This window comes from Blautia marasmi, from assembly GCF_900258535.1.
GTDB classification, from domain to species: domain Bacteria; phylum Bacillota; class Clostridia; order Lachnospirales; family Lachnospiraceae; genus Blautia; species Blautia hominis.
The window spans coordinates 2,494,564-2,521,172 of sequence record NZ_OIWX01000001.1 but is presented as its reverse complement, the minus strand read 5'-3'; the positions used below and the strand labels follow the sequence as shown (position 1 = coordinate 2,521,172).

The 26,609-nt window shown below is 47.5% G+C and carries 19 protein-coding genes and 1 pseudogene; all 20 read right to left on the bottom strand.

Annotated features, from left to right (window positions below):
• Window positions 1-208: 208 nt before the first annotated feature.
• Complete coding sequence (locus C6P39_RS10900) at window positions 209-1,138, bottom strand: sensor histidine kinase (RefSeq protein ID WP_242987012.1); 930 nt, start codon at window positions 1,136-1,138, stop codon at window positions 209-211.
• Window positions 1,120-1,800, bottom strand: coding sequence for a response regulator transcription factor (locus tag C6P39_RS10895; protein ID WP_104803797.1), 681 nt, complete (start codon window positions 1,798-1,800; stop codon window positions 1,120-1,122). The genes C6P39_RS10900 and C6P39_RS10895 overlap by 19 nt, the downstream gene beginning before the upstream one ends.
• Before the next feature lie 384 nt (window positions 1,801-2,184).
• Window positions 2,185-3,150 carry a sensor histidine kinase gene (locus C6P39_RS10890; RefSeq protein WP_104803796.1) on the bottom strand — a complete coding sequence of 322 codons (966 nt, stop codon included), beginning with the start codon at window positions 3,148-3,150 and terminating at the stop codon, window positions 2,185-2,187.
• A gap of 24 nt (window positions 3,151-3,174) precedes the next feature.
• Entirely contained in the window at window positions 3,175-3,948 is a 774-nt protein-coding gene (locus tag C6P39_RS10885; protein ID WP_104803795.1) for an ABC transporter permease, read from the bottom strand.
• The gene (locus C6P39_RS10880) at window positions 3,941-4,867 is read right to left on the bottom strand and encodes an ABC transporter ATP-binding protein (RefSeq protein ID WP_104803794.1); all 927 of its coding nucleotides are present in this window, start codon (window positions 4,865-4,867) and stop codon (window positions 3,941-3,943) included. Before C6P39_RS10880 ends, C6P39_RS10885 begins: the two co-directional genes overlap by 8 nt.
• 128 nt (window positions 4,868-4,995) lie before the next feature.
• A complete protein-coding gene (locus C6P39_RS10875; RefSeq protein WP_104803793.1) occupies window positions 4,996-5,682 on the bottom strand; it encodes a response regulator transcription factor in 687 nt (228 codons plus the stop codon).
• A 49-nt stretch (window positions 5,683-5,731) separates the two neighbouring features.
• Window positions 5,732-7,651 (bottom strand): endonuclease MutS2, encoded by a 1,920-nt coding sequence (locus C6P39_RS10870; protein WP_104803792.1) that lies wholly within the window; start codon window positions 7,649-7,651, stop codon window positions 5,732-5,734.
• Window positions 7,652-8,016: 365 nt separating this feature from the next.
• A complete protein-coding gene (locus C6P39_RS10865; protein WP_104803791.1) occupies window positions 8,017-8,562 on the bottom strand; it encodes an FmdE family protein in 546 nt (181 codons plus the stop codon).
• Window positions 8,552-9,729 (bottom strand): annotated as a pseudogene (locus tag C6P39_RS27910) (MFS transporter). Before C6P39_RS27910 ends, C6P39_RS10865 begins: the two are co-directional and overlap by 11 nt.
• A gap of 234 nt (window positions 9,730-9,963) precedes the next feature.
• Complete coding sequence (locus C6P39_RS10850; RefSeq protein WP_158661532.1) at window positions 9,964-11,151, bottom strand: DUF4179 domain-containing protein; 1,188 nt, start codon at window positions 11,149-11,151, stop codon at window positions 9,964-9,966.
• A 1-nt stretch (window position 11,152) separates the two neighbouring features.
• The gene (locus C6P39_RS10845) at window positions 11,153-11,722 is read right to left on the bottom strand and encodes an RNA polymerase sigma factor (RefSeq protein ID WP_095174961.1); all 570 of its coding nucleotides are present in this window, start codon (window positions 11,720-11,722) and stop codon (window positions 11,153-11,155) included.
• Between the two features lie 173 nt (window positions 11,723-11,895).
• On the bottom strand, window positions 11,896-12,030 hold the full coding sequence (locus tag C6P39_RS28160) for a hypothetical protein (RefSeq protein WP_278277968.1): 135 nt from the start codon (window positions 12,028-12,030) through the stop codon (window positions 11,896-11,898).
• Complete coding sequence (locus C6P39_RS10840) at window positions 12,023-12,412, bottom strand: nucleotidyltransferase domain-containing protein (RefSeq protein WP_242987011.1); 390 nt, start codon at window positions 12,410-12,412, stop codon at window positions 12,023-12,025. The genes C6P39_RS28160 and C6P39_RS10840 overlap by 8 nt, the downstream gene beginning before the upstream one ends.
• Before the next feature lie 224 nt (window positions 12,413-12,636).
• Entirely contained in the window at window positions 12,637-13,830 is a 1,194-nt protein-coding gene (gene tuf / locus C6P39_RS10835) for an elongation factor Tu (protein WP_095174962.1), read from the bottom strand.
• Between the two features lie 150 nt (window positions 13,831-13,980).
• Window positions 13,981-16,101, bottom strand: coding sequence for an elongation factor G (fusA, locus tag C6P39_RS10830; RefSeq protein ID WP_095174963.1), 2,121 nt, complete (start codon window positions 16,099-16,101; stop codon window positions 13,981-13,983).
• Window positions 16,102-16,115: 14 nt separating this feature from the next.
• On the bottom strand, window positions 16,116-16,586 hold the full coding sequence (gene rpsG / locus C6P39_RS10825) for a 30S ribosomal protein S7 (RefSeq protein WP_207652261.1): 471 nt from the start codon (window positions 16,584-16,586) through the stop codon (window positions 16,116-16,118).
• A gap of 206 nt (window positions 16,587-16,792) precedes the next feature.
• The gene (gene rpsL / locus C6P39_RS10820) at window positions 16,793-17,206 is read right to left on the bottom strand and encodes a 30S ribosomal protein S12 (RefSeq protein WP_065543568.1); all 414 of its coding nucleotides are present in this window, start codon (window positions 17,204-17,206) and stop codon (window positions 16,793-16,795) included.
• Between the two features lie 259 nt (window positions 17,207-17,465).
• Window positions 17,466-18,797 (bottom strand): glycoside hydrolase family 3 N-terminal domain-containing protein, encoded by a 1,332-nt coding sequence (locus tag C6P39_RS10815; protein ID WP_104803787.1) that lies wholly within the window; start codon window positions 18,795-18,797, stop codon window positions 17,466-17,468.
• A gap of 93 nt (window positions 18,798-18,890) precedes the next feature.
• Entirely contained in the window at window positions 18,891-22,604 is a 3,714-nt protein-coding gene (gene rpoC / locus C6P39_RS10810; protein ID WP_104803786.1) for a DNA-directed RNA polymerase subunit beta', read from the bottom strand.
• A 15-nt stretch (window positions 22,605-22,619) separates the two neighbouring features.
• The gene (rpoB, locus tag C6P39_RS10805; RefSeq protein WP_104803785.1) at window positions 22,620-26,462 is read right to left on the bottom strand and encodes a DNA-directed RNA polymerase subunit beta; all 3,843 of its coding nucleotides are present in this window, start codon (window positions 26,460-26,462) and stop codon (window positions 22,620-22,622) included.
• Between the last annotated feature and the right edge of the window lie 147 nt (window positions 26,463-26,609).

Here is a 26,609-nt window from a genome sequence, read left to right as displayed (position 1 = left end):
TCTTCATAACAAGTTCAGCACTCTCACTGCCACAGCCAAAAATGCATACAAAATTCACCTGCCGCCTGAATTTTCATTTAGCTGCCAAATCCTATTTTGCCCACTGCCCAGCGATTTGGCAGACTTGTTGAATCGTTATGATTCCTCTTTAATATAACAGAGAAAGCTTTCCACATCCTTTCTCAAATATGACAATTTTGACAGATTCCTACTGCCTCCTCAAATAAACGGAAAACACAGCCCCGCTCCCTGCTTCTGACCGCACCTTAACATAACCGCCCTGTTTCTTTATGATCTCCCGCACCAGATACAGACCGATCCCCAGGCCTTTTACCCCCGCCACCTCCGGCGAACGGTAAAACCTCTGAAAGATCAGCCCCTGTTCCTCCTCCCTGATCCCAATCCCCTCATCCTTCACCTGAATACACAAAAAAGACTCATAGGGAACCGCACGAATCCCCACTACAGCCCCCACCGGGGAGTATTTCACCGCGTTATCCAAAAGATTTACTAAAGCCTCCACCGTCCATTTCATATCAAAAAACGCCCTCTCCGGGGAGGGAACAGCTTCTATGACAATCTCCTTCTTCAGTGCCTGCATCTCCACAGCCTGACAGGCCCTTGCTATGAGTTCATCAACGGAAGATTTCTCCACATGTACAGCGATCATCTCAGTCTCCAGATAAGAGGACCGCACCAGTTCCTTCATAAAAAAGTCCAGCTTATCCGCCTGCCTGTGAATCCTGGATGCCATTTCTCCTGCATGTTCCCCCAGCTCCTGCTCCTCCAGCAGACCTGCATAGAGCATAATATTAGTCAGAGGTGTACGCACCTGATGTGAAATATCCGAGATCAGCCCCTTCACCAGATTTCTCTCCCTGTCCGCCTGCTCACAATTCATCTGCGACATTTCCACCAATTGGTTCAGCCTCTGCGTAATGGCAGCGTCCATAGACTCATCAAAACTACTCTCCTGCAAATGTCCCCCAATTGCCCGGTCAAGCCGTTCCAGAACCCCATCAAGCTGCCTCCTCATACGCCTGTAATACCATCCCCCAAAAACACCTGCCCCGGCAAGCATTCCCAAACAAAACACAACCCCAGTCCAGAGCACCCCGCTCATACCCCATTCTCCCATTGATACCCCTTCCCATAAACCGTCTTTATATACACCGGTTTGGAAGGATCATCCTCCAGTTTATCCCTGAGGCGGCGGATACCCACAGAGAGTGCGTTATCCTCCACATACTCCGTCCCATCCGGCCAGACCCATTCCATCAAACGCTCCCTTGTCAGAATCTGCCCCGGATGAAAGACCAGCAGATACAAAATCCTCTGCTCCGTCCTGCTCAGTTCTACCGATACCCCATCCTTCATAAATTCCATTGTAGCAAACTGAAACCGAAAAGGACCATTCTTATAATCCGTCTCCTGTTCCGGTGCCGTCCTCCTAAGAAGCGCCCGGATCCTGGCCCGCAAAACCATAGCAGAGAACGGCTTCGTGATATAATCATCCGCCCCACACTCCAGCCCCCGCACAATATCCAGCTCCATATCCCTTGCCGTAAGCAGTATAATAGACACCTTACTGCTGCCCCGTATCCTCCTGCACAACTCAAACCCACTTCCATCCGGCAGATTCACATCCAAAATAAGCAGATCAAACTTCCTCTCCCCAATCCTCTCCTCAGCCTCCCTCACAGTCCCACAGACCGTAAAAGAAAACTCCTCATCAGCCAGCGCCATCTCCATCCCCGCCGCCAGATCCGCATCATCTTCCAATATCAAAATATACTTCAAATCCTCCACTCCTCTCTCAACCCAAACTCACTCCATCCCCATACCGTCTGCCCACTATAGAATCCCACCTTTCTACCTATAATGTACCCATAAGTGTGGACACACTGAAGAGTGGGTGCCCGTCTTCTTTAGACATATCCACAGTCCATAAGGTATTCTTAAATCAAGAAGAGAAAGAATCCTATAAGCAGAAAACCCTTCACCAATAAACAAATCCTAATACTGCCCCCCTACACCTACAATGCACCTTCACCTACTATTTAAACAGTATAACATCTTCCCCACTTCCTGCCCATCCGCCAAAAGCTTTTAACATCATTCTATCCCAGCACACAAGACACATTCAAATCCTGCCACATACCCCACCCAAAAAGACACACCCCTTCAAGTGTGCCTCCACAACGTCAATATGATTGTAAGCTCCCCCTCATCCGCCTCAGCCCTTATCGTCCCCCCCATCTTCTCCGCCAAACATCTGGCGATCGTAAGCCCCAGTCCCGAACTCCCCTGATTCCTGGAACCATCCCCCATATAAAACCGTTCAAACAACCTCCCCGCTTCTTCCCCGGTCATCCCCTCCGCATCATTCACCAAAGAAACAACCACTTTTCCCCCCTCTGTCTCCATCCGTACAAGCAACTCTCTTCCCGCATACCTGCACACATTCTGCAGCAAATTCTGCAGCACACGCTCCAACGCTCCTTTGTCCGCCCGGACATTCACGGGGCCTTCCGCTATATTTATGTCAACCATAAGCCCTCTGCCGGCCAATTCCGGATAATAATCCACAACCGTCTCCCTCAAAAGCCGGGCAATATCCACATTTTCCACTGCAGGCATATAATCCTCCCCGGAAAATCTGGACAGATCATAAAACTGCCCCACAAGCTGCTGGAGAAAATACGCCTTCCGTTTCACAACCGCCAGCGCATCCTGGTCCTCCTCGCTGAGAACGGATTTATCCATAATATCCAGATAACCGATAATAGAGGTAAGAGGGGTGCGCAGGTCATGGCTGATATTTTCAATCTGCCGCTGAAACTCCTGCTCTCTTTTGGAATACTCCAGATGCTGCTCCCGTATCCTCCTGAGCGCGTCATTGATGGTGACCAGAAGTGCCTCGATCTCCCTGTCAGGCACAGACAACTTCAGCACCCGGTTCTCCTCCATCTCCCTGCTGATCTCCTGCAGAGCCTCATTGGTCTTTCTGACTGCCCCCCTCATTGTTCTGCAGCGCCAAAAGAAATACAGAGAAGTCAGGCACAGCAAAGCCAGCACAAAATATATCAATTTCCCCACACTCCTCTCATGAAAAAGACGTCCGCATCCGGCCTCCAAGCTTTTCAGCATCCGTAAGAATCCCGGACCACAGCATTAGATTTCCTTTTTCCTGCTCACAAAAATACCTGCTGCTCCAAAAATAAATATCCCTGCAATACCCACGATCATACATTTCGCAAGCCCGAAAGGAGTATCCCACAGGCATACATACCCCGACATATTGACAGTTACCTCATGACTGAAAATATTCCACGGCATCCACGCCGCGATCTTACTTAACGCATCAATCCGGAACCCCGCATAATAACAGACTGTGGGGATCACATACATGACGGCAAACCAGGCGATCATAGCCACTATATCTTTTTCAAAAAGAGTGAGCAAAGCCACACCCAATATGACTGCCGCGAAAGCACTTGGCAGCGCGGCACCAACGCCTCCTGCCATCTTTCCCAAAGACTCCGCTGCCGGACCGCCCAGTAAAAGGCACGCGCTCCCCACATAAAAAACCAGGATCACTGCCATACAGCAAAGAGCCGTCACTATACTGACAATACATTTCCCTATGAAAATATGTACCCTCGGAATACCGTAGGCTACCACATTTTTCAGGGTTCCGTTCTTTCTCTCATCCGCAAACAGAAGCGATGCCACTACAAATCCGGAGAGAAACAATGTCTGCAGGTTGGCGATCAGGTTATTCAGTGAAAAGCTTATCAGCCCGTATGGGAAGTCCGTCAGATTTTTATTGCTCACATACAAAACCAGATTCATCAGCACCAGCACTCCCGAAGCGATCCCTGCTGCTGCATACATCCCTTTGCTGTGTGTAATACGATATCCTTCACTTTTTATATAATTAAGCATGTCTCTGTCCTCCGTTCTTTAAATCCATATAATACTCCTCCAGCGTCACCTGTCTTCTCTCAAGTTTGGAAATATCCATATGATACTCCCCGGCAAGACGGCTGTACGCGCCAATATCCATCATGGGATCCATAATATGAATGGTTTTGTCCGGAAGGACTTTGTACCTCTCTGTGTGAAACTTTTTCTCCAAAACAGCCGTATAGCGCTCCGGATCCGACACACTGATCTCAATGTAATCTGAACACTTTTCCTTGATCTCCTCCGCAGTTACCTGCTCCGCCAGTTTTCCGTCTGTAAGGAATCCATAGACTGTGGCAAGCTGTTCCAGCTCTGAGAGTATATGGCTGGAGAGGATGATGGTAATATTTTTCTCCCTGTTGAGCTTCTGCATCAGATTCCTGATCTCAATGATTCCGCTGGGATCCAGGCCGTTGATCGGCTCATCCAGGATCAGAAGCTCCGGTTCGCCTATAAGAGCAATGGCAAGACCCAGGCGCTGCTTCATACCCAGGGACAAATCTCTGCACCTTTTCTTTCTTTTGTCTGCAAGTCCTACCAGTTCCAGAACTTCATCCACAGCTCTTTTGCCCGGAACACCTTTTAATATCCGGTAATACTCCAGATTTCTCTCCACGGAGATCTGGGGATAAAAACCCGGTGCCTCAATGACAACTCCGGTCCTCTTCCTCTGCTCCTCCATATCCTTCTGCCTGTGGCAGCCAAATAACTTCAGTTCCCCTTCATCCGCATAAATATGGCCTGACAACAGCTTTAAAAATGTAGTCTTTCCCGCCCCGTTGTCACCTACAAGTCCATAAATCGCACCCTTCGCTACAGTTATGTCAACCTTATCCAGTGCGGTAAAATTACCGTACCTTTTCGTGACTCTTTTTGCTTCCGCTGCATATGCTGTCATATCATTTACATCCTTTCCTGAGCTTATCTCTTAATATGCCTAAATTATAACTGTCCGCTTTTTAATAAGTCCTCAAGAAACCTTAAAGAAATCATAAAGAAAACTGTCAGTCACCTGCAAACACAAAGTTAAGCCATTTTAAATCCAATTCCCCAAACGGTGCGGATATATTCCTCCTCCGGGTCAATGGCCGCTATCTTTTTTCTGATATTGCTCACATGGACATTGACTGTGTTGTCCTCCCCATAATACCCGTTTTTCCATACCTGTTCATACAGGTTTTCTCTGGAAAATACTTTCCCGGGCTGCCGGACCAGGATATACAAGATATCATACTCATGCCTTGTCAGGGAAATCTCCCGCTGTTTTACCGTCACTGTTCTGGATGCCTGATCCAGGATAAGTTCTTTATACCCATATGGTTCGGCCTCCCCTTTCACGTCCGCACTGCCGCACCGCCGGAATGCAGCCATAATACGCACCAGCACTTCTTCCGGTTCAAAGGGTTTTGTAATATAGTCATCCGCCCCTAACGTGATGGTCTCCACCTTGTTCTCCAAGCCGGTTTTGGCGGACAGGACAAGGATGGGAATACGCAGTCCCATCTCCTCCCGCACTATTTTGATGATCTCCTCTCCCCTGATTCCCGGAAGCATCAGATCCAGCATGATCATATCCGGCGTTTCCCTCTCAAGCCTGAGCTGCGCCTCTGTTCCGGAATATGCGGCGATGGCCTCATATCCTGCCTTTGTCAGGATCCTGCACAGCAGTCTGTTTATATCTGTATCATCCTCTATCACTAATATCCTCTGCATAAGGACCTCCCGGTGCTTTTACTTTACTTGGATTATATCAGATTTCCCTTTATTCCTCCACTTCTATCTCCAGGCCCTCCATGTGATGTTTACCCATGCGGTGCCTTGCCTTTCTGACCTCAACCGTGTCAAAGATAATAGAGAAATCATAATCTTCCGGGTAAAGCTCTGCAGCGGCCACCTTCAGTTTCAGCCTTTTATGACTGAGAAGGATCTTCTCATTTCTGAGCTGTACCAGAACATTCCCGTTCTTATCTGCGGGTTTGACCACGATTCCGATCTTTTCATCCGGCAGTATGGTCACGCTGTCTCCTCTTGTGAATTTCCGCACTGTATCCATGGTATCCTTGATGACAGCCGCCTTCTCAATACGAGGGGCATGCATCCTCTCCAGTTTCCGGCTGCCACCCTGCAGTTTCATGGTGCGAATCAGGGATTCACTCTTTTCTCCATATGCTTCCCTGGCTGCCGACACCAGCATTTTATCCGGAAATCCCAGCCGTTTGGCAATGTACAGGGCACAGCTCTCTCCTGCCTCTCCAACCCGCAGCCGGTACAGAGGCTTCAGGCTGTCCCGGTCAAACTCCATCCTGGCATTTTCTACATCCCCGTACCTGTCCGCATATTCTTTCACTTCGGGATAGTGGGTAGTGACCAGGAATAGGGCACCGCTTCTGCGCAGCTCTTCCAATATGGAGATGGCAATTCCCATTCCCTCCTGGGGGTCCGTACCGGAACCCAGCTCATCCATGATGACCAGGCTGTCCGGTCTTACCCGTCTCAGAATGTCCAGTACATTCTTAATGTGAGCGGAGAAGGTTGACAGATTATCTGAAATGTCCTGCCCGTCACCGATATCACATAGGATCTGATTCTGCATACAAATATCTGCCTCACAGCAGGGCACATGCAGACCCGAACACGCCATAGCGCTCATAAGTGCCACCGTTTTGATGGCAACGGTCTTGCCGCCTGTATTCGGACCGGTGATAATCACACCACGGATTCCTCTGCCAATCTGGAAATCCAGAGGCACACAGCTCTCCTTTTCCAGCATAGGGTGTCTGGCGCCTTTCAGCTCCATATAATGTTCCAAGTTGATCTTCGGCTCCGTCCCCTCCATTTCCAGACTCAGCTTTCCTTTGGCAAACATAAAATCCAGCTTTTCAATTACCCGGATATCCTCCAGCAGCTCTGCCTCCCTCTCAGCAGTCATATTGGTGAGGGTATAGAGTATTTTACGCTCCTCGGCGTCCTCCTCAATCCTGTATATTTCCAGATCTTCCCTGAGATTGGCCACAGCCTCCGGCTCGATGAACAGCGTGGCACCCGTGGAAGACTGCTCCACCACACTGCCCGGAACCATGGACCTGCATTCTTTTTTCACAGGGATGCAGAATCTTCCGTTTCTGGTGACTACGAACGAATCATTTAGATACTGTTTGTTGCTCCTTAAGGCCCGCTCTGCCCTCTCGCTTACTTTTTCCTCCAGAAACTGGATCTGTTTCCTGATGTCTTTTAAATAAGCTGAGGCATAGTCATCTACACTTCCGTTTCTGATACAACGCTCTATTTCCTCCTGCAGTTCCCCCGGAAAAATGAGATTCCGGTTATAGAAGGCAAGACTGATCCGCCCCTCCTCCCCTCTCTGCAGGTAGGATTTCAGCCGCCGCACAGCGATCAGGAACATGCCCATCTCCTCAAGCTGCTCCGGTATAAGCATATTACCCTGAACTGCCTTCTGCAGGTACTCCTCCACATGTTCCATAGCCGGGATAGGCGGCGTCCCAGACAGTTCCAGCATGGCTCTGGCCTGTGTAGTATCCCGAAGCTGCTTTCTCAGATCTGTCTCTGACAGGATAGGCTGCATCTCTAAAATTCTTTCTCCCGCCTTTTCTGTGGAAGTACATTGTCTCAATTTTTCTAATATATTATAATATCCGATTGTTTCTAATGATTTATTACTCATGATCTTTCCTCTCTAAAAAAATAACCACAGATACATACGCCCCGAACGGGTATACGACTTCTGTGGTCTTCCATGAGAAGAAAATAAACGGAGGTACAGAAACACTCCCCCTGCCCAAAGCAGCGGAGTGACCGTATTCTTCCATTCATTCCAATATATTTGAAGTGTATGATAAGGGTTCGTAAGCGAATGTATCAGTCATCAGGGTACACTGATACAAGGATAGGGTATCTGAAAAAACGATATACTATCCCTACAGATTATTCGATTATTCTGTAATCTCCACTACGGAAACCCTCAGCACAAAGACACCTCATTTCTTAACTATTATTCTTCTTGCATTATAACCGCTTGCTACAACTTTGTCAAACCTGAAATCTGTTGTAATCCTGAAAACAATCCCTGCAGAGAATTTCTTCTCCCTGAAGGCGCATCATATTTTCCGATGCAGTCTCCCCACAGCGGGAGCAGGAAATGGATTTAAAGATCCTGGCTTTCTCAGGCAAAGGAATCCTTGTCTCCTTTACATCGAACATCTCCTTCGGACTGCATGCCTGGTAATACCGGAACGATTCCCCTTTGCTGAGTCCCTCAGGGCGAGGCCTCAGCACCAGCCGCACGGATTTGCCTGTGCTTCTGTTGTAGAAGGAAAAAGCCTGTTTTCCACACATGTGGAAGAGCAGATTTCCTTTTCCCACGCTGCAGCCCAATATCACCTGGATGGCGTCCACGCCGCAGGCATCATTTTCTGAAATGCATACAAGCTGTTCATCTTCTGAGACACAGCATTCGTCTCCTGTCTTTAAATCTAAAAGCTCAACTGCATAAAGTGCTGCCTTATAGCCAATGGTCAGCCCACCGCACGCATGTCCATGGAATTCCACACATTTTTCCCAAATTTTATCTTTCATTGCTGCCCCTTTCCCTGCTGTATTCCCTTTTTTCCACCCTGCTGTTTTCTATCTGGAGGATCCTGCGTCTCGGTCCGGTGTCCTCCACCTTTACCCTCTGTGTGATCAAAAATCCCACCGCCGCAAATATCACACAGAGCCCCAGCGTAGTTTTTAATCCGATCCTATCCATGAGAAAACCGCCTGCCAGATTACCCACACAGCTTCCCACACCCACGGTCACCATACCGAATATGGTCTGGCCCACCACTCTGTCTTTCTCCTTCAGTTCCTGGTTGATAAAAAATACCGATACAGGTGTGAAGATTCCAAAAGAGAGGGACTGGAGTGCAAATCCAAGAAACGCCACCGCCAGATTAGGTGCCAGAAAAATGACCAGAGGCCGCAACACAAAGAAAACACTGCTCAGCTTCAGCAGTTTCTTGCAGGAGACCTTACGGATCAGATAATTACACAGGAACATGGCCGGCATCTCGCTTGCCGCGCAGAAAAATGCTGCTATCCCAAAGGTTCCGTCTGTCCCGCCCAATTCCCGCACAATGTTGATCATATATGTACCCAGAATAGAACTGGTCATATAGCAGATCCCAAATCCCGCCACAAACAGAAGCAGCGGTCTGTTTCCTTTGAGTATTTCGATAACGCTGCTGGATGGCTCCTGCTCTTCCTTCACCACCGATGACTCCGGCTCCTGCATAGACACAACCACTGTAAACAGGAGTATTTCCATACCTGCAAAGGCAAAGGTGAGAATCCCCGGAAAAAGTGTTCTACAAGCTGCCCTAAGACTACGGCACTGACTGCATAACTGACAGAACCAAGCCCCCTGGAAATGCAAAAGTTCACCTCATAGCCCTGGTTCATATATTCCATGCCCATGGCTGTGATCAGCGGGGTTATGGAGTTGTACAGGGTATTCAGTACCAGATACACCCCCACAATAGCCATCTTAGGAAGCGGCACCAAACCCAGAAACAAGTACCCTGCTGTCACAGCCAGAATGATCAAAAGGATCATTTTCTTTAAACTCAGCCCACGGACTTTTTCCACCACTCCGGCCAGAAATGGCTGCATCCATATGCTGATAAATGCCGCTCCGCCTATGGACATTCCCACAAGGGTGTTGGACAGGCCCCTGTACTGGAGAAACACTGTGGCAAACCCCATGATCGCGCAGCTTGAAACCCAGTAAAAACACTGAAGCAGTGTATATTGATGACGCACCTGCACACTTTTTATCCGTTTCATCTCATCCTTATCCTTCCGAATATCATGCATCTTTCACCCTTTATATACCAAATGCAGACAATCGTCAATAGAAAAAAGAACTAAAGAAATGGAGGAATTTTTGGTAGTTTACCGAAGCAAAGTTATGCCGGGATAAGCTTTACAACAAATACGTTATGGGAGGTCAATCTCCGCTGATAAAACTGCCTGATCTACTGCTTCGCTCTCTGCGCCTTCTTCATATACCTGCGCCCATAACTCAAGGTCGTCAAACATGTATATCTTCAGTTTTGTGATGTCCATGCCCTGTACGGCATTCACGGATCTTCCGTATATTTCTTCTGTAGGAGTCAGCATCTCCCCATCCTGATTGAATATAATGGTATTACATTGGCTGTATGTCTTGCTGTTCTGTTCCACATATTCCTCATATGTAATGCCGAAATCATCCGAACCTCCCGTCTTCTCTCTCATAACAGATTCGTACTCTTCCCGGCTGACCTCATTTTCCGTATACGGCACATCGGTGTAGGCAATGACCTGATAAGGTGAAAGAAAGACTTTGTCAAGCCGGTAGCCATTTTCTTCTTTATTTACAGGTATTTCCTGTACTGCCTCAGTATCCGCTGTAAATGGCAGTTCCAGGCTCCAGACTCCCTGGATCTTATGGGAGGCGGAGATGTCTTCTGCGTCCGCTTCATTTTTGTCATCATATCCCACCATGGAAAACTGAAGCTCAAGTACGCCTTCCTGCAAATTTTGTTCCTCCAAATCCAGCTTCATCATTCCCACAAAAGTATGGTCATCCACAATATGCCCTTCCAGGTTATTATTCATCAGCATATTTTCCTCTTCGCTGCCTGAGAGCTTCCAGCCGCCCTGAAGATACATGATATTTCCCGGAATGTTGTCAAACCCTCCCTGCTCTACATCAATCTCCGCTGTGACAAATACGGAAAGTCCGTCACAGTATATTTCAGATGCAGTAATTGTCACGCCCGCATCCTGAACCGTGTACTTTGAATCGGCGGGCACCGTACCGTCAGCATCCTCCTTTGACAGGATCTCAGCCTTGTCACTATATTCCCCGGAAAATGTGGACTGCTGTTGGATCTGTTTGAAAATCTGCCCAAGAATGGGTATTTTTGCCGCAAACGCCGGGTCCGCAAAGCAGATTGTTGTCACGGTTATGGCTGCCGCTGCTGCTACGGCGGTATATTTCATCCAATGTTTCTTATCTGATTTCCTGTTTTCGGTTTGATCCGGCAGGTTTGAGAGTGTTTCCGTATACTTCGTCCATACTTCATCTGGTACTTTCGTTTCTTTCCTGAGTCCTTGAATCATATTATCAAAATCTTTCATATCAGATACCCCTTTCCAATCCGCAGTGTACTGTTTTTTTGTTAACATCAGGCATGTTTTGGGACTGCTTTGCACTCATGCTGTACTGCTGCCCCAGCTTCTCCCTGGCCTTTGACAGCCTCCCTCTCACTGTGCTCTGATTGATCCCCAGTATTTCCGCGATCTCCCTTGCCTTGAACCCTTGTACATAGTATAGGATGACTACTATCCTGTATTTTTCGTCAAGACAATTCAGAAATTCTTCCCACTCCACATTTGCATAACTTTCATCGTGAGCCCATGCCTCCGGCAGAGATTCCTCTGAAACCAGCCTTTTTCTCTGCCTGTAAATAGTATTGCAGTGATTGATCAAAATACGTGTCAGCCAGGTTTTGAAATACTCATCTTTTTTCAGCGTATTGATTTTTTCCCAGCATGTGAGGGCTGTCTCCTGCATGGCATCAGCCACATCTTCATCATTCTTCAAAATAGCCTTGGCTGTCTTATATAACGCAGGCCCCTGTTCTTCCATCAGTTTTTGAAATGCGGCTTTGTCATGCTTCCTGGCCTTTTTTATCAATAATATCTTCATACTCATCCCCCTTTGCGGAGTCCGGATCTCCTGTTTGCTTTGTACACTTATTAGATGGGTCAGAACGACTTTTTGTCCGGCTAGGTATCAAATTAATTAACAGAAAAACCCGTAGAACCTAAGTTCTACGGGCATCTTATGCTATTCACCGCCACTTTTGCCATTTTTACGCATTATGCTATGCCATCGCAGCTTTTTAGAATGGCATCCTTATAGTGCCGGTTCTCCATGCACAATTTTGCGGTTTCTAAAGTCTCCACTGCTGTCTGATACCTATATAAGCATAAATCTTCTGCTTTATTATCCATTGATCACTACCCCTTCATCTCTTACATTTCTGTAGAAAGGCAAGGTATCCACCCAATATTCATATTGCTCTTGGTTCTTTATTATCGGAGAAATATCTATGCCTGTTTCGATTTCTATCTCAAAAGCCATGTCGTATACATCATTTTCAATCCGTTTAATCTCCGCATCCGTCATCTTTACCAATATCATTACATCCACATCCGAATGATCATGATTATCCCCTCGTGCATAGGAGCCATAAAGTATTACTTTTGATAAGCGGCTGCCCAGCAGATCTCTCAACTGCAGGGAAAATTTATATACTATATTCCTTATATCATCTGGCATGACATTTCCTCCTTTCATTTTTATTATAGCCCATTCATTTATGTTTGTATACAAGAATCTCCCCTCCCTTGTTAGCGTCTCTCGTCCCATAAAACTGCCACTGTCTTCTGCTGTTAGGGTGTAACGGTTCAACCTCTTGATGATTTAAATATGCCGCATGACCGTGAGCCAAAATAACTTCTTATATATAACAGAAAAACCCGTAGAACCTAAGTTCTACGGGCATCTTATGCTTGGACACAATGTACCATACGGTACGAATCTATATTTAGATTTGATTACTCGATGATTGTAGCAACACGGCCTGAACCAACAGTACGTCCACCCTCGCGGATAGCGAAAGTAAGACCCTGGTCCATAGCGATCGGGTGGATCAGCTCGATTGTCATCTCTACGTTATCACCAGGCATGCACATTTCTACACCTTCCGGTAAGTTGCAGACACCTGTTACGTCAGTTGTTCTGAAGTAGAACTGCGGACGATAGTTGTTGAAGAACGGTGTATGACGGCCACCCTCGTCTTTTGTCAGAACGTAAACCTGAGCTGTGAATTTTGTATGGCATTTGATTGTTCCCGGTTTAGCAAGAACCTGTCCTCTTTCGATCTCAGTTCTCTGAACACCACGAAGCAGTGCACCGATGTTATCACCAGCCTGAGCCTCGTCTAACAGTTTACGGAACATCTCGATACCTGTAACAACAACTTTACGTGTCTCTTCTTTCAGACCAACGATCTCAACTTCTTCAGATACATGAAGAACACCAGCCTCTACTCTACCAGTAGCAACTGTACCACGACCTGTGATAGAGAATACGTCCTCTACAGGCATGATGAACGGTTTGTCTGTGTCACGCTGAGGATCCGGAATCCAGCTGTCAACTGCAGCCATCAGTTCCATGATCTTGTCTCCCCACTCGCTGGTAGGATCTTCCAGAGCTTTCAGAGCAGAACCCTGGATGATCGGTGTGTCATCGCCCGGGAAGTCATACTCGCTTAACAGCTCACGGATCTCCATGTCAACCAGCTCAAGCAGTTCTTCATCGTCTACCATGTCACATTTGTTCATGAATACAACGATGTAAGGAACGCCTACCTGACGAGACAGCAGGATATGCTCTTTTGTCTGAGCCATAACACCATCAGTTGCAGCAACAACCAGGATAGCGCCGTCCATCTGAGCAGCACCAGTGATCATGTTCTTTACATAGTCAGCATGGCCTGGGCAGTCAACGTGTGCGTAATGTCTGTTTTCTGTTTCATATTCAACGTGAGCAGTAGAGATTGTGATACCACGTTCTCTCTCCTCCGGAGCTTTATCAATGTTAGCGAAATCTACTGCTGCGTTACCTTCTACTCTCTCAGAAAGAGTTTTTGTGATAGCAGCTGTCAGAGTTGTTTTACCATGGTCAACGTGTCCGATGGTACCAATGTTACAATGCGGTTTGCTTCTTTCAAATTTAGCTTTTGCCATTTTGAATTTCCTCCTTATTCACATGCGCCCCGTCTGGGCAATTTGATTATTTTTTTGTTGCCTCATAACGAGGCGGTTGGAATATCAATATATTCAACCTGCTATCCTTGATTATATTGCAAATCAAGGATATTTGCAAGTTTTTAATTATTATTTTCCTGTTTTTACTGAAAGCACTTTTTCCTGTACAGATTTTGGAACCGGCTCATATTTCTCGAAGAACATGGAGTAGTTACCACGGCCCTGTGTTCTGGAACGCAGGTCTGTTGCGTAACCGAACATCTCGGCCAGAGGAACGAATCCGCGGATCATCTTACCTCCGCCGATATCATCCATACCCTCGATACGTCCACGACGGGAGTTGATATCACCGATTACATCACCCATGTAGTCTTCCGGAGTAGTAACCTCTACCCTCATGATAGGCTCCAGGAGAACCGGAGCTGCCTTCGCCATAGCTTCCTTGAATGCAAGAGAACCTGCAATGTGGAATGCCATCTCGGAGGAATCGACCTCATGGTAAGAACCGTCGTATACGTTTGCGTAAATACCAACAACCGGGAATCCTCCCAGAATACCAGCTCTCATAGCTTCCTCGATACCCTGTCCTACAGGCTGGATGTATTCCTTCGGAATAGCACCGCCCACAACCGTGCTCTCGAACTTGAACAGTTCTTCGCCGTTGGCGTCCATAGGCTCGAATCTAACTTTACAGTGACCGTACTGTCCACGACCACCGGACTGTTTTGCGTATTTACTGTCAACATCAGCATTCTTGGTAAAGGTTTCTTTGTAAGCAACCTGAGGTGCACCAACGTTAGCCTCCACTTTGAATTCACGAAGCAGACGGTCTACGATGATCTCCAGATGCAGCTCACCCATACCGGCGATGATGGTCTGACCTGTTTCTTTATCTGTATGCGCGCGGAAGGTTGGATCTTCTTCGGCAAGTTTTGCCAGAGCTTCACCAAGTTTGCCCTGTCCGGCTTTTGTTTTAGGCTCGATAGCCAGCTCGATAACCGGTTCCGGGAATTCCATGGATTCCAGGATCACCGGATGCTGATCGTCACAGATCGTATCACCTGTTGTGGTGAATTTGAATCCGATCGCTGCAGCGATGTCACCGGCATATACTTTATCCAGCTCCTGTCTCTTGTTGGCATGCATCTGCAGGATACGTCCAACACGTTCTTTTTTGCCTTTTGTTGCATTCAGTACATAAGAACCGGAGTTCATGGTACCAGAGTAAACTCTGAAGAATGCCAGCTTACCAACGAACGGGTCAGTCATGATCTTGAATGCAAGAGCCGCGAACGGTTCGTCGTCGGAAGAATGCTTCTCAACTTCGTTTCCGTCCATATCCTGGCCTTTGATAGCCGCGATATCTGTAGGAGCAGGCATAAATTCAAGAATAGCATCCAGTAATTTCTGAACACCTTTATTTCTGTATGCAGTACCACAGCAGACAGGAATGGCTGCACATTCGCAGGTTCCTTTTCTCAGGGCTGCTTTCAGAGCTTCAACGGTAGGTTCTTCACCTTCCAGATACTCCATCATTAAGTCATCATCTAACTCGCAGATCTTCTCAACCAACTCTGTGTGATACAGTTCTGCGTCATCAGCCATATCCTCAGGGATATCTGTGATGGAAATGTCCTCACCTTTTTCATCATTGTAGATGTAGGCTTTCATTTCAAACAGGTCGATGATTCCTTTAAATTCATCCTCTTTACCGATTGGCAGCTGAAGACAAATTGCATTTTTACCTAAACGAGTCTTAATCTGTTCTACGGCACCATAGAAATCTGCACCCAGGATATCCATCTTGTTGATGAATGCCATACGGGGTACATTGTAGGTATCTGCCTGACGCCATACATTTTCAGACTGAGGCTCAACGCCGCCTTTTGCACAGAATACACCAACAGCACCGTCAAGTACACGTAAGGAACGCTCTACCTCTACGGTAAAGTCAACGTGACCCGGGGTATCAATGATATTAATACGATGTTCCAGTGCACCTGGTTTGCTTTTACAGTTTTCCTGTAAAGTCCAGTGACAGGTGGTAGCGGCGGAAGTAATCGTGATACCTCGCTCCTGTTCCTGCTCCATCCAGTCCATGGTAGCAGTTCCTTCGTGAGTATCACCAATTTTATAGTTAACACCGGTATAGTATAAGATACGCTCTGTAAGAGTGGTCTTACCGGCATCAATATGTGCCATAATACCAATGTTTCTGGTTCTATCTAACGGATATTCTCTTCCAGCCAATGGATTTTCCTCCTCTAGAATCGATAGTGAGCAAATGCTTTATTTGCCTCAGCCATCTTATGCATGTCTTCTTTCTTCTTAACAGATGCGCCTGTGTTGTTGGAAGCATCCAGTAATTCATTAGCCAGTCTGTCTTCCATGGTCTTCTCTCCTCTTTTACGAGAGTACAGAGTTAACCAGCGAAGAGCTAATGCCTGACGTCTTTCCGGTCTAACCTCGATCGGTACCTGATAGGTAGCACCACCGATACGTCTGGCTTTTACTTCCAGAACCGGCATAATGTTGTTCATTGCTTCTTCAAAAACTTCGATTGCCGGTTTACCGGCCTTTTCCTCCATTTTAGCGAACGCACCGTATACGATCTTCTGAGCTACACCCTTCTTACCATCTAACATAATGTTATTGACAAGTTTGGTAACCACTTTGTTTCCGTATAACGGATCTGCTAAAACGTCTCTTTTTTGAGTATGTCCTTTACGTGGCACGTTACTTCCCTCCTTAATCATTATCAAAATTACGGACAACGGTCATTGCCCTAACGATTAGATCATCGGTACTCACACAACTATTTTGTATGTCCGTACTCGGTAAATCCTATATAGAAACCCGCAGCCACAACCTGGGTCTATGGAATCCCGGTACAAAATCAGTTTTAATAGTTATATCTGTGACTTCAAATGATTCTAATTAATTATTTTTTCGGTCTCTTAGCACCGTATTTAGAACGGGCCTGACGTCTGTTGGCAACGCCTGCAGTATCAAGTGTACCACGGATAATGTGATATCTTGTACCTGGTAAGTCTTTTACCCTACCGCCACGGATAAGAACAACACTATGTTCCTGAAGGTTATGTCCTTCACCTGGAATGTAGCTTGTTACCTCGATTCCGTTGGAAAGACGAACTCTGGCGATCTTTCTGAGAGCAGAGTTAGGTTTTTTCGGTGTAGCAGTCTTAACCGCTGTACACACACCCCTCTTCTGCGGAGAAGACATATCTGTTGTCCTCTTCTGTAAAGAGTTAAAACTCTTCTGAAGCGCCGGAGCTGTGGACTTCTTCACAGAAGTCTGACGTCCTTTTCTTACTAACTGATTGAATGTTGGCATTCCATTTCACCTCCTGTAATATTTTCCTTCTATAATAATGAGGTTCTTTTCGCTGTGCTCAAAGAACGGCTTTCTCACTAAACTCGCACTATGTGCTCCTTAAGTGTTCAATGCCTATAGAAGAAATGAGTGGCTGCCAGTTATTCATTGTCATGAATAAATGATTTTACGCGCAAAAAAACTGCGTCTTTATGCACGCTCTCTCATTATATCCATGGAAAATCGTGCTGTCAAGGAAATTTTTCAAAAAAATACAATTTTACAGGTATTTTTCCATTTTTAAACGCAGAATGCGCTCCACAGAGGCGTCAATCCTCTCCTCACTCAAATCGCCTTCCTCCACGGCTTCCAGCACGCCGTTGTAGGCGGCTCTGAAATCGTCCGGCATCAGAAGCATGTCCGCACCTGCCAAGATCGCTTTCACGGAAGCCTCGGCCGGACTGTATACACCGGAAACCGCCTTCATATTCAGGGCATCCGTGATAATGATGCCGTCATATCCGTACCGGTCCCGGAGAAGACCTGTCAGAACTTTTTCCGAGAGAGATGCCGGCGTATTATCGCCCAGGGATTTCGGTATGGAGATATGACCTGCCATAATAAAGTCAGGGTCTGCCTTGATTCCTTCCTTAAAAGGCAGCAGCTCTTTTTCCTCCATCTCCTCCAGGGTCTTGTCCGTGTAGGCTCGTCCCTCATGACTGTCCTCTATGGTGCCTCCGTGCCCCGGAAAATGCTTCAGACAGGCAGAGACACCGTTGTCCTGCAGTCCCTTGACCACCTGTGACGCCATATCAGCGACCAACTGGGGGTCCTCCCCAAAGGAGCGGTCCCCTATAACAGTATTCCCAGAATTTGTAATTACATCCGCATTCGGAGCAAAATCTATATTAAATCCTAATTCTTTCAAATAGGATGCTAAGGTTTTTCCCACATCATAGGCCTGTGAAGTATCTTTACTGTCTCCAATGGCCCGCATACTCTCATATTCTGTGACAGAGAAATTCTTGTTTCCCGCTACCCGGGATACTTCTCCGCCCTCCTCATCCACACCTAAAAATACCGGAACACCTGCGATCTCCTCCGCGTAATCCTGGGTTTTCGCCAGCATCCCGCTAAGCTGCTCCGGCCCCTGGATATTCCGGGAAAAATATACGATCCCGCCAACAGGGTACTGCTCATATGCTTTCTTAGTATCCTCTCCGGCAACGGTTGCCGCATCAACCTGAGTGATGTCCTCCGGGGTGACAAAGAATAGCTGCGCTGCCTTCTGCTCAAGGCTCATACTCTTTACTTTATCCTTAACCTTCTGGGGAATGTCAGAGGATACATAGATCTCAGCCGGTCCTGTATCCGTTTCCTCAGGCTCTGCCCCGGCAGCGTCTTTGATATCCTTGGAACCGCTCTTGCTTTCTTTCACGGATTCTTTCCCCCGGTTTTCGGATTCTTTGTTCTGCACCTGGGATGCGGACACAGCTTCTGATTTTTGGTTTCCTGACTTTAAGGTAATGACGATCAAGACAATAGATAAAACTACAATGATGACTCCCATGGGAACCAGCATCCATAAAGGTGACTTTCTTTTTTTGTTCATACTTGTCCTCCTTTAAAAGACTGCATAACCTGAATATACAAAACCGCTCCTCCGGTCATTTTTCCGGAAAAGCGGTCTTTTGTATTTTTTGCTCTATTCTTCTGTCAGTTCAGCTTCCTCTTCCTCCTCGGAAAGTTCCACCTCATCAACCTCATCTGTCAGCTGGACAACTTCTTCTTCATCCTCCGCCGGAAGTTCTTCCAGGGCCTCAGCAAGTTCAAAGTCATCGTCAAACTCCTCTTCATCCTCAATCAAATCTGTATCAAGTTTGATGTTGGAGTAGCACTTCATACCTGTTCCTGCAGGAATCAGCTTACCGATGATAACATTCTCTTTCAGACCGATCAGCGGGTCAATCTTGCCCTTGATGGCAGCTTCTGTCAGAACCTTTGTGGTCTCCTGGAAGGAAGCCGCGGACAGGAAGGAGTTGGTTGCCAGGGATGCCTTGGTGATACCAAGCATAACCTGTTTTCCATCTGCCGGCTCTTTGCCCTCTTCAATCAGTTTCTCGTTCTCTTCCTCGTAGTCCAGAACGTCAACCAGGGTACCTGGCAGGAATTCTGTATCTCCGTTGTCCTCGATGCGGATTTTCTTCAGCATCTGGCGAACGATAACCTCGATATGCTTATCATTGATCTCAACACCCTGCAGACGGTATACACGCTGTACTTCCTGGATCATATAATCCTGAACAGCACGGACACCCTTGATCTTCAGAATGTCATGAGGATTCACACTACCTTCTGTCAGCTCATCACCGGCCTCCAGATACTGACCGTCCTGGACCTTGATACGGGAACCGTAAGGAATCAGGTAAGTCTTGGAATTGCCATCCTCATTGTCTGTGACAATGATCTCACGCTTTTTCTTTGTATCCTTTAATGTGGCAGTACCCTTGATCTCTGTGATGATAGCAAGACCTTTTGGCTTTCTTGCCTCAAAAAGCTCCTCCACACGGGGAAGACCCTGTGTGATATCGCCGCCGGCCACACCACCGGTATGGAAGGTACGCATGGTAAGCTGTGTACCCGGTTCACCGATAGACTGGGCTGCAATGATACCTACGGATTCGCCTACCTGAACCGGCTCACCTGTCGCCATGTTGGCGCCGTAACACTTGGCACAGACACCGATGTGACATTTACATGTGAGGATCGTACGGATCTTAACGGAATCATAGGCCTTGCCCTTTTCATTCACACCTTCGTTTACCACGCGGGCAGCACGTTTCGGGGTGATCATATGGTTTGCCTTCACGATCACTTCGCCTTTGGCGTTCTTGATGGTCTCACAGGAGAAGCGTCCTGTAATACGCTCCTGAAGGCTTTCAATCTCTTCTTTTCCGTCCATGAAGGCTTTTACCCACATACCCGGAATCTCGCCTCTGTCTTCACAGCAGTCCACTTCGCGGACGATCAGGTCCTGGGAAACGTCAACCAGACGTCTTGTCAGGTATCCGGAGTCAGCGGTACGCAGGGCTGTATCGGACAGACCTTTACGGGCACCATGGGCGGACATGAAGTATTCCAGTACGTCCAGACCCTCACGGAAATTGGACTTGATGGGCAGCTCGATGGTGTGACCTGTTGTATCGGCCATCAGACCACGCATACCGGCAAGCTGTTTGATCTGCTTATCGGAACCACGGGCACCGGAGTCAGCCATCATGAAGATGTTGTTATACTTATCAAGTCCTGTCAGCAGGGCCTTGGTAAGCTCATCATCGGTCTTCTTCCATGTCTCAACTACTTCTTTATATCTCTCTTCCTCCGTGATCAGACCACGTTTGAAGTTCTTGGTGATAAGGTCAACCGTATCCTGTGCCTTTTGGATCATCTCCGGTTTCTGAGGCGGCACGGTCATATCGGAGATGGATACGGTCATGGCAGCTCTGGTTGAGTATTTGTAACCTGTGGCTTTGATCTTATCCAGCACCTCTGCGGTTCTGGTAGCACCATGGGTGTTGATCACTTTTTCCAGGATCTGTTTTAACTGTTTCTTGCCTACCAGGAAATCAACTTCCAGTTTCAGTTCATTGCCCGGTACAGAACGGTCAACAAATCCCAAATCTTGAGGAATGATCTCATTGAACAGGAAACGTCCCAGTGTGGAGTCCACAGTGTCCTGCATTACCGTGCCGTCCGGCATGGTCTTGCTACAGAATACATGGATCCTGGTCTGCAGTGTGATATATCCGTTTTCATAAGCCAGAATGGCTTCATTTACACTCTTAAAGTATTTGCCTTCACCCTTAACTCCCGGCCTCTCCTGTGTCAGATAGTAGATACCGAGGACCATATCCTGTGAAGGAACAGCCACCGGACCACCGTCGGACGGTTTCAGCAGGTTGTTTGGAGACAGAAGCAGGAAACGGCACTCTGCCTGGGCCTCAACGGACAGCGGAAGGTGGACAGCCATCTGGTCACCATCGAAGTCAGCGTTGAACGCCGTACAAACAAGGGGATGCAGTTTGATCGCTTTACCCTCAACCAGAATCGGCTCAAATGCCTGGATACCCAGACGATGCAGTGTAGGCGCACGGTTTAACATGACCGGATGTTCTTTGATAACATCTTCTAGGACATCCCATACTTCAGGTTCCAGCTTCTCCACCATCTTCTTGGCATTCTTAATGTTGTGGGCAGTGCCGTTGCTTACCAGCTCTTTCATAACGAACGGCTTGAACAGCTCAATGGCCATCTCTTTCGGCAGACCGCACTGGAAGATCTTCAGTTCAGGTCCAACCACGATAACGGAACGTCCTGAGTAGTCAACTCGCTTGCCCAGAAGGTTCTGACGGAAACGTCCTGATTTACCTTTCAGCATATCGGAAAGGGATTTCAGTGCACGGTTACCCGGTCCTGTGACCGGACGGCCACGGCGACCATTGTCGATCAGGGCATCTACAGCCTCCTGAAGCATTCTCTTTTCATTGCGGACAATGATGTCAGGAGCGCCCAGCTCAAGCAGTCTTTTCAGACGGTTATTTCTGTTGATGATCCTTCTATATAGATCATTTAAGTCAGATGTGGCGAAACGTCCGCCGTCCAGCTGAACCATAGGACGGAGGTCCGGCGGAATGACAGGCACCACTGTCATGATCATCCACTCCGGACGGTTCCCAGATTCGCGGAAGGCTTCCACAACTTCAAGTCTTTTTACAATACGGGCACGCTTCTGGCCTGTGGAATCCTTGAGACCTGCTTTCAGCTCTTTGGATTCTCGTTCCAGGTCAATGGCCTCCAGCAGTTCCATAATGGACTCTGCACCCATTCCTACCCGGAATGCGCTGTCGCCGTATTTTTCTCTGGCATCCTGGAACTCTTTCTCTGTCAGCACTTGTTTGTACTGCAGTTCCGTGGTTCCTGCATCCAGAACGATATAGTTGGCAAAGTACAGGACTTTCTCCAGTGACCTTGGGGAAAGATCCAGAATCAGTCCCATTCTGGAAGGAATACCCTTAAAGTACCAGATGTGGGAGACCGGTGCTGCCAGTTCAATATGGCCCATGCGCTCCCTGCGGACACTGGCTTTTGTCACTTCAACGCCGCATCGGTCGCAGACAACGCCTTTATAACGGATCTTCTTGTATTTGCCGCAGTGACATTCCCAGTCCTTGCTCGGTCCGAAAATCCTTTCGCAGAACAGGCCGTCTTTTTCCGGTTTTAAGGTTCTATAGTTAATGGTTTCCGGTTTTTTAACCTCGCCTCTGGACCAGTCCCGGATCTTCTCCGGGGACGCCAACCCAATCTTGATGGCGTCAAAGGTCATTGGCTGATATGCCTCTTTATTTGCTGTTTCTGGCATTGTGGACTCCTTTCCTTACTCCTCGACAAGAGTATCATCATCTAAGCTCAAGAATGCTTCTTCATCCTCTTCCGGCTCATCCTCCACGTCTACTAATTCTTCGCCCTCGAATTCCTGTTTCGAGAATCCGTAGTCACCGTACTCTTCCTCGCCGCGGTGTTTGGAATCGCCTTCAATGATGGAGCGCATATCTGTCTCGCCATAGTCGATATTCTCCATGATTTCCACTTCTGTCATGTCTTCTCTGAGGACTCTGACATCCAGACCCAAGGACTGCAGCTCCTTCAAAAGTACCTTGAAGGACTCCGGAATACCAGGCTCCGGAATATTGTCGCCCTTGATAATCGCTTCATAAGTTTTCACACGTCCGATCACATCATCGGATTTCACTGTCAGGATCTCCTGCAGTGTGTAGGAAGCACCATAAGCCTCCAGTGCCCAAACCTCCATCTCTCCGAAACGCTGGCCGCCGAACTGGGCTTTACCACCCAGAGGCTGCTGTGTTACCAGGGAGTATGGGCCTGTGGAACGTGCGTGGATCTTATCATCTACCAGGTGATGCAGCTTCAGGTAGTGCATGTGTCCGATGGTTACAGGGCTGTCAAAATATTCACCTGTACGGCCGTCACGGAGTCTTACTTTACCGTCACGGGAGATCGGCACGCCTTTCCACAGCTCTCTGTGAGCTCTGTTATCGTAAAGGAACTGTAAAACTTCCGGGCGCAGCGTATCTTCATACTTGGCCTCAAAGTCTTCCCATTCCATATTCACATAATCATTTGCAAGATCCAGAGTATCCTGGATATCATTCTCGTTGGCACCGTCAAATACCGGTGTGGCAATATTGAATCCAAGGGCTTTTGCTGCAAGACTCAGATGGATCTCCAGCACCTGCCCGATGTTCATACGGGAAGGCACACCCAGAGGGTTCAGTACGATGTCCAGCGCACGTCCGTTTGGAAGGAATGGCATATCCTCAACAGGAAGCACACGGGACACAACACCCTTGTTACCGTGACGGCCGGCCATCTTATCACCTACAGAGATCTTTCTCTTCTGTGCAATATAGATGCGTACTGCCTGATTAACACCGGGGGACAGCTCATCGCCGTTCTCTCTGGTAAATACTTTTGCATCCACAACGATACCGTACTCACCGTGAGGTACCTTCAGGGAAGTGTCACGCACTTCACGGGCCTTCTCACCGAAAATGGCACGGAGCAGTCTCTCTTCCGCAGTCAGTTCTGTCTCACCCTTAGGAGTTACTTTACCAACCAGGATATCACCTGCGCGGACCTCAGCACCGATACGGATGATACCACGCTCGTCCAGGTCTTTTAAGGCATCGTCACCAACACCCGGGACATCACGTGTGATCTCTTCAGGTCCTAACTTGGTATCTCTGGCTTCTGCCTCATATTCTTCAATATGCACAGAAGTATAGACATCATCCTGTACCAGTCTTTCACTTAACAGGACGGCATCCTCGTAATTGTAACCTTCCCAGGTCATGAAACCGATCAGGGGGTTCTTGCCGAGAGCCAGCTCACCGTTCGCTGTGGACGGTCCGTCAGCGATCACCTGTCCTGCCTCCACATGCTCCCCTTTGGTCACAATGGGCCTCTGGTTATAGCAGTTGCTCTGGTTACTTCTCATGAACTTGGTAAGACGGTAAGTATCTTTTGTACCGTCATCATTGCGCATAACGATTTCTTTTGACGCCGCGCACTCTATAGTACCGGCTTTCTTTGCCACTACACAGACACCGGAGTCAACGGCAGCCTTCACTTCCATACCGGTTCCTACAACAGGAGCCTCTGTGGTGAGAAGGGGCACGGCCTGACGCTGCATGTTGGAACCCATCAGCGCACGGTTGGCATCATCGTTCTGCAGGAAGGGGATCAGGGCTGTAGCTACAGAGAACACCATCTTCGGGGATACGTCCATGTAGTCAAACATATGGCGTTCATATTCCTGTGTTTCATCCAGATAACGTCCGGAAACGTTCTTATGGATGAAGTGCCCTTCATCGTCCAGCGGCTCATTGGCCTGCGCAACATGATAATTATCCTCTTCGTCTGCGGTCATATAGACAACTTCGTCTGTAACCCGCGGATTCTTCGGATCTGTTTTGTCAATCTTACGGTACGGAGCCTCCACAAAACCATACTGGTTAATTCTGGCATATGATGCCAGGGAGTTGATCAGACCGATGTTTGGTCCCTCAGGAGTCTCGATGGGGCACATTCTTCCGTAATGGGAGTAATGTACATCTCGAACCTCGAAACCTGCACGGTCTCGTGACAGACCGCCGGGGCCCAGTGCGGAAAGACGTCTCTTATGGGTCAGCTCACCCAGAGGGTTGTTCTGATCCATGAACTGTGACAGCTGGGAGGAACCGAAGAATTCCTTCACGGCTGCTGTTACCGGCTTGATATTGATCAGGGACTGGGGAGAAATACCCTCCATATCCTGTGTTGTCATTCTCTCACGAACCACTCTCTCCAGTCTGGAAAGACCGATTCTGTACTGATTCTGCAGCAGTTCACCTACTGCACGGATACGTCTGTTGCCCAGATGGTCGATATCATCATCATTGCCCAGACCATATTCCAGATGCATGTTATAATTAATGGAAGCAAGGATATCTTCTTTTGTGATATGCTTTGGAATCAGCTCGTGGATCTCACGATGGATGGCATCCTTGATATCCTCAATATCCTCATTCTCTTCCAAGATCTTAGCCAGGACAGGATAGTAAACCAGTTCTGTAACTCCCATCTCAGCAGGATCTGCGTCCACATAGTTGGTGATATCCACCATCATGCTTGAAAGGACTTTAATATTACGCTCTTCACCCTGGATCCATACATAAGGAACTGCTGCATTCTGGATCTGGTCAGCCAGTTCTTTTGATACAACTGTGCCGGCCTCCGCCATGATCTCACCTGTTGTGGTATCCACAACCTCTTCAGCCAGCATGTGGCCTGAGATACGGTTTCTCAGCAGTAACTTTTTGTTGAATTTGTAACGGCCTACCTTTGCCAGGTCGTAACGTCTTGGGTCAAAGAACATACTGGTGATCAGGCTCTCTGCGCTCTCCACAGCCAGCGGCTCACCCGGACGGATTTTTTTGTATAACTCCAGAAGACCTTCCTGATAACTCTCAGCAGTGTCTTTTGTAAAGCTGGCTAATATCTTCGGTTCTTCACCGAATAACTCTATAATTTCTGCATTCGTGCCAATACCTAAAGCACGAATCAAAACTGTAATAGGGACTTTTCTAGTTCTGTCTACACGTACATAGAATACGTCATTGGAGTCGGTCTCATATTCCAGCCATGCACCCCTGTTCGGGATAACGGTACAGGAATAAAGGGTTTTGCCCAGTTTATCATGAGCGATAGCGTAGTAAATGCCCGGAGAACGTACAAGCTGGCTGACAATAACTCGCTCAGCGCCGTTGATTACGAAGGTACCGGTTGCTGTCATTAACGGCAGATCACCCATGAAGATTTCATGTTCACTGATTTCGTCATTCTCTCTGTTGTATAATTTTACCCTTACTTTCAAAGGAGCTGCAAAAGTAGCATCCCTCTCCTTGCATTCCTCGATGGAGTATTTTACCTCATCTTCACACAAAGTAAAGTCAACAAATTCCAAGCTTAATTTACCGCTGTAATCGGCGATTGGAGAGATATCTTCAAAAACTTCTTTTAGACCTTCGTCCAGAAACCACTGGTAAGAGTCTTTCTGTACTTCAATGAGGTTCGGCATTTCCAGTACCTCTTTCTGGCGCTGGTAGGTCATTCTCATGCTCTTACCGGTTGTAATGGGACGGATTCTATTTTTCTCCATTGACGTTTCACCCCTTGTATGTTTTAATTTTATTATGCTTATACCTGAGCCTCCAAATGGAAGTTTCCCAATTACAAAGTTTAATTTCATTCATAAATAGAGAGACAGGCATAACTTGCCATAATAGTGCATTTCTCACTATAACAC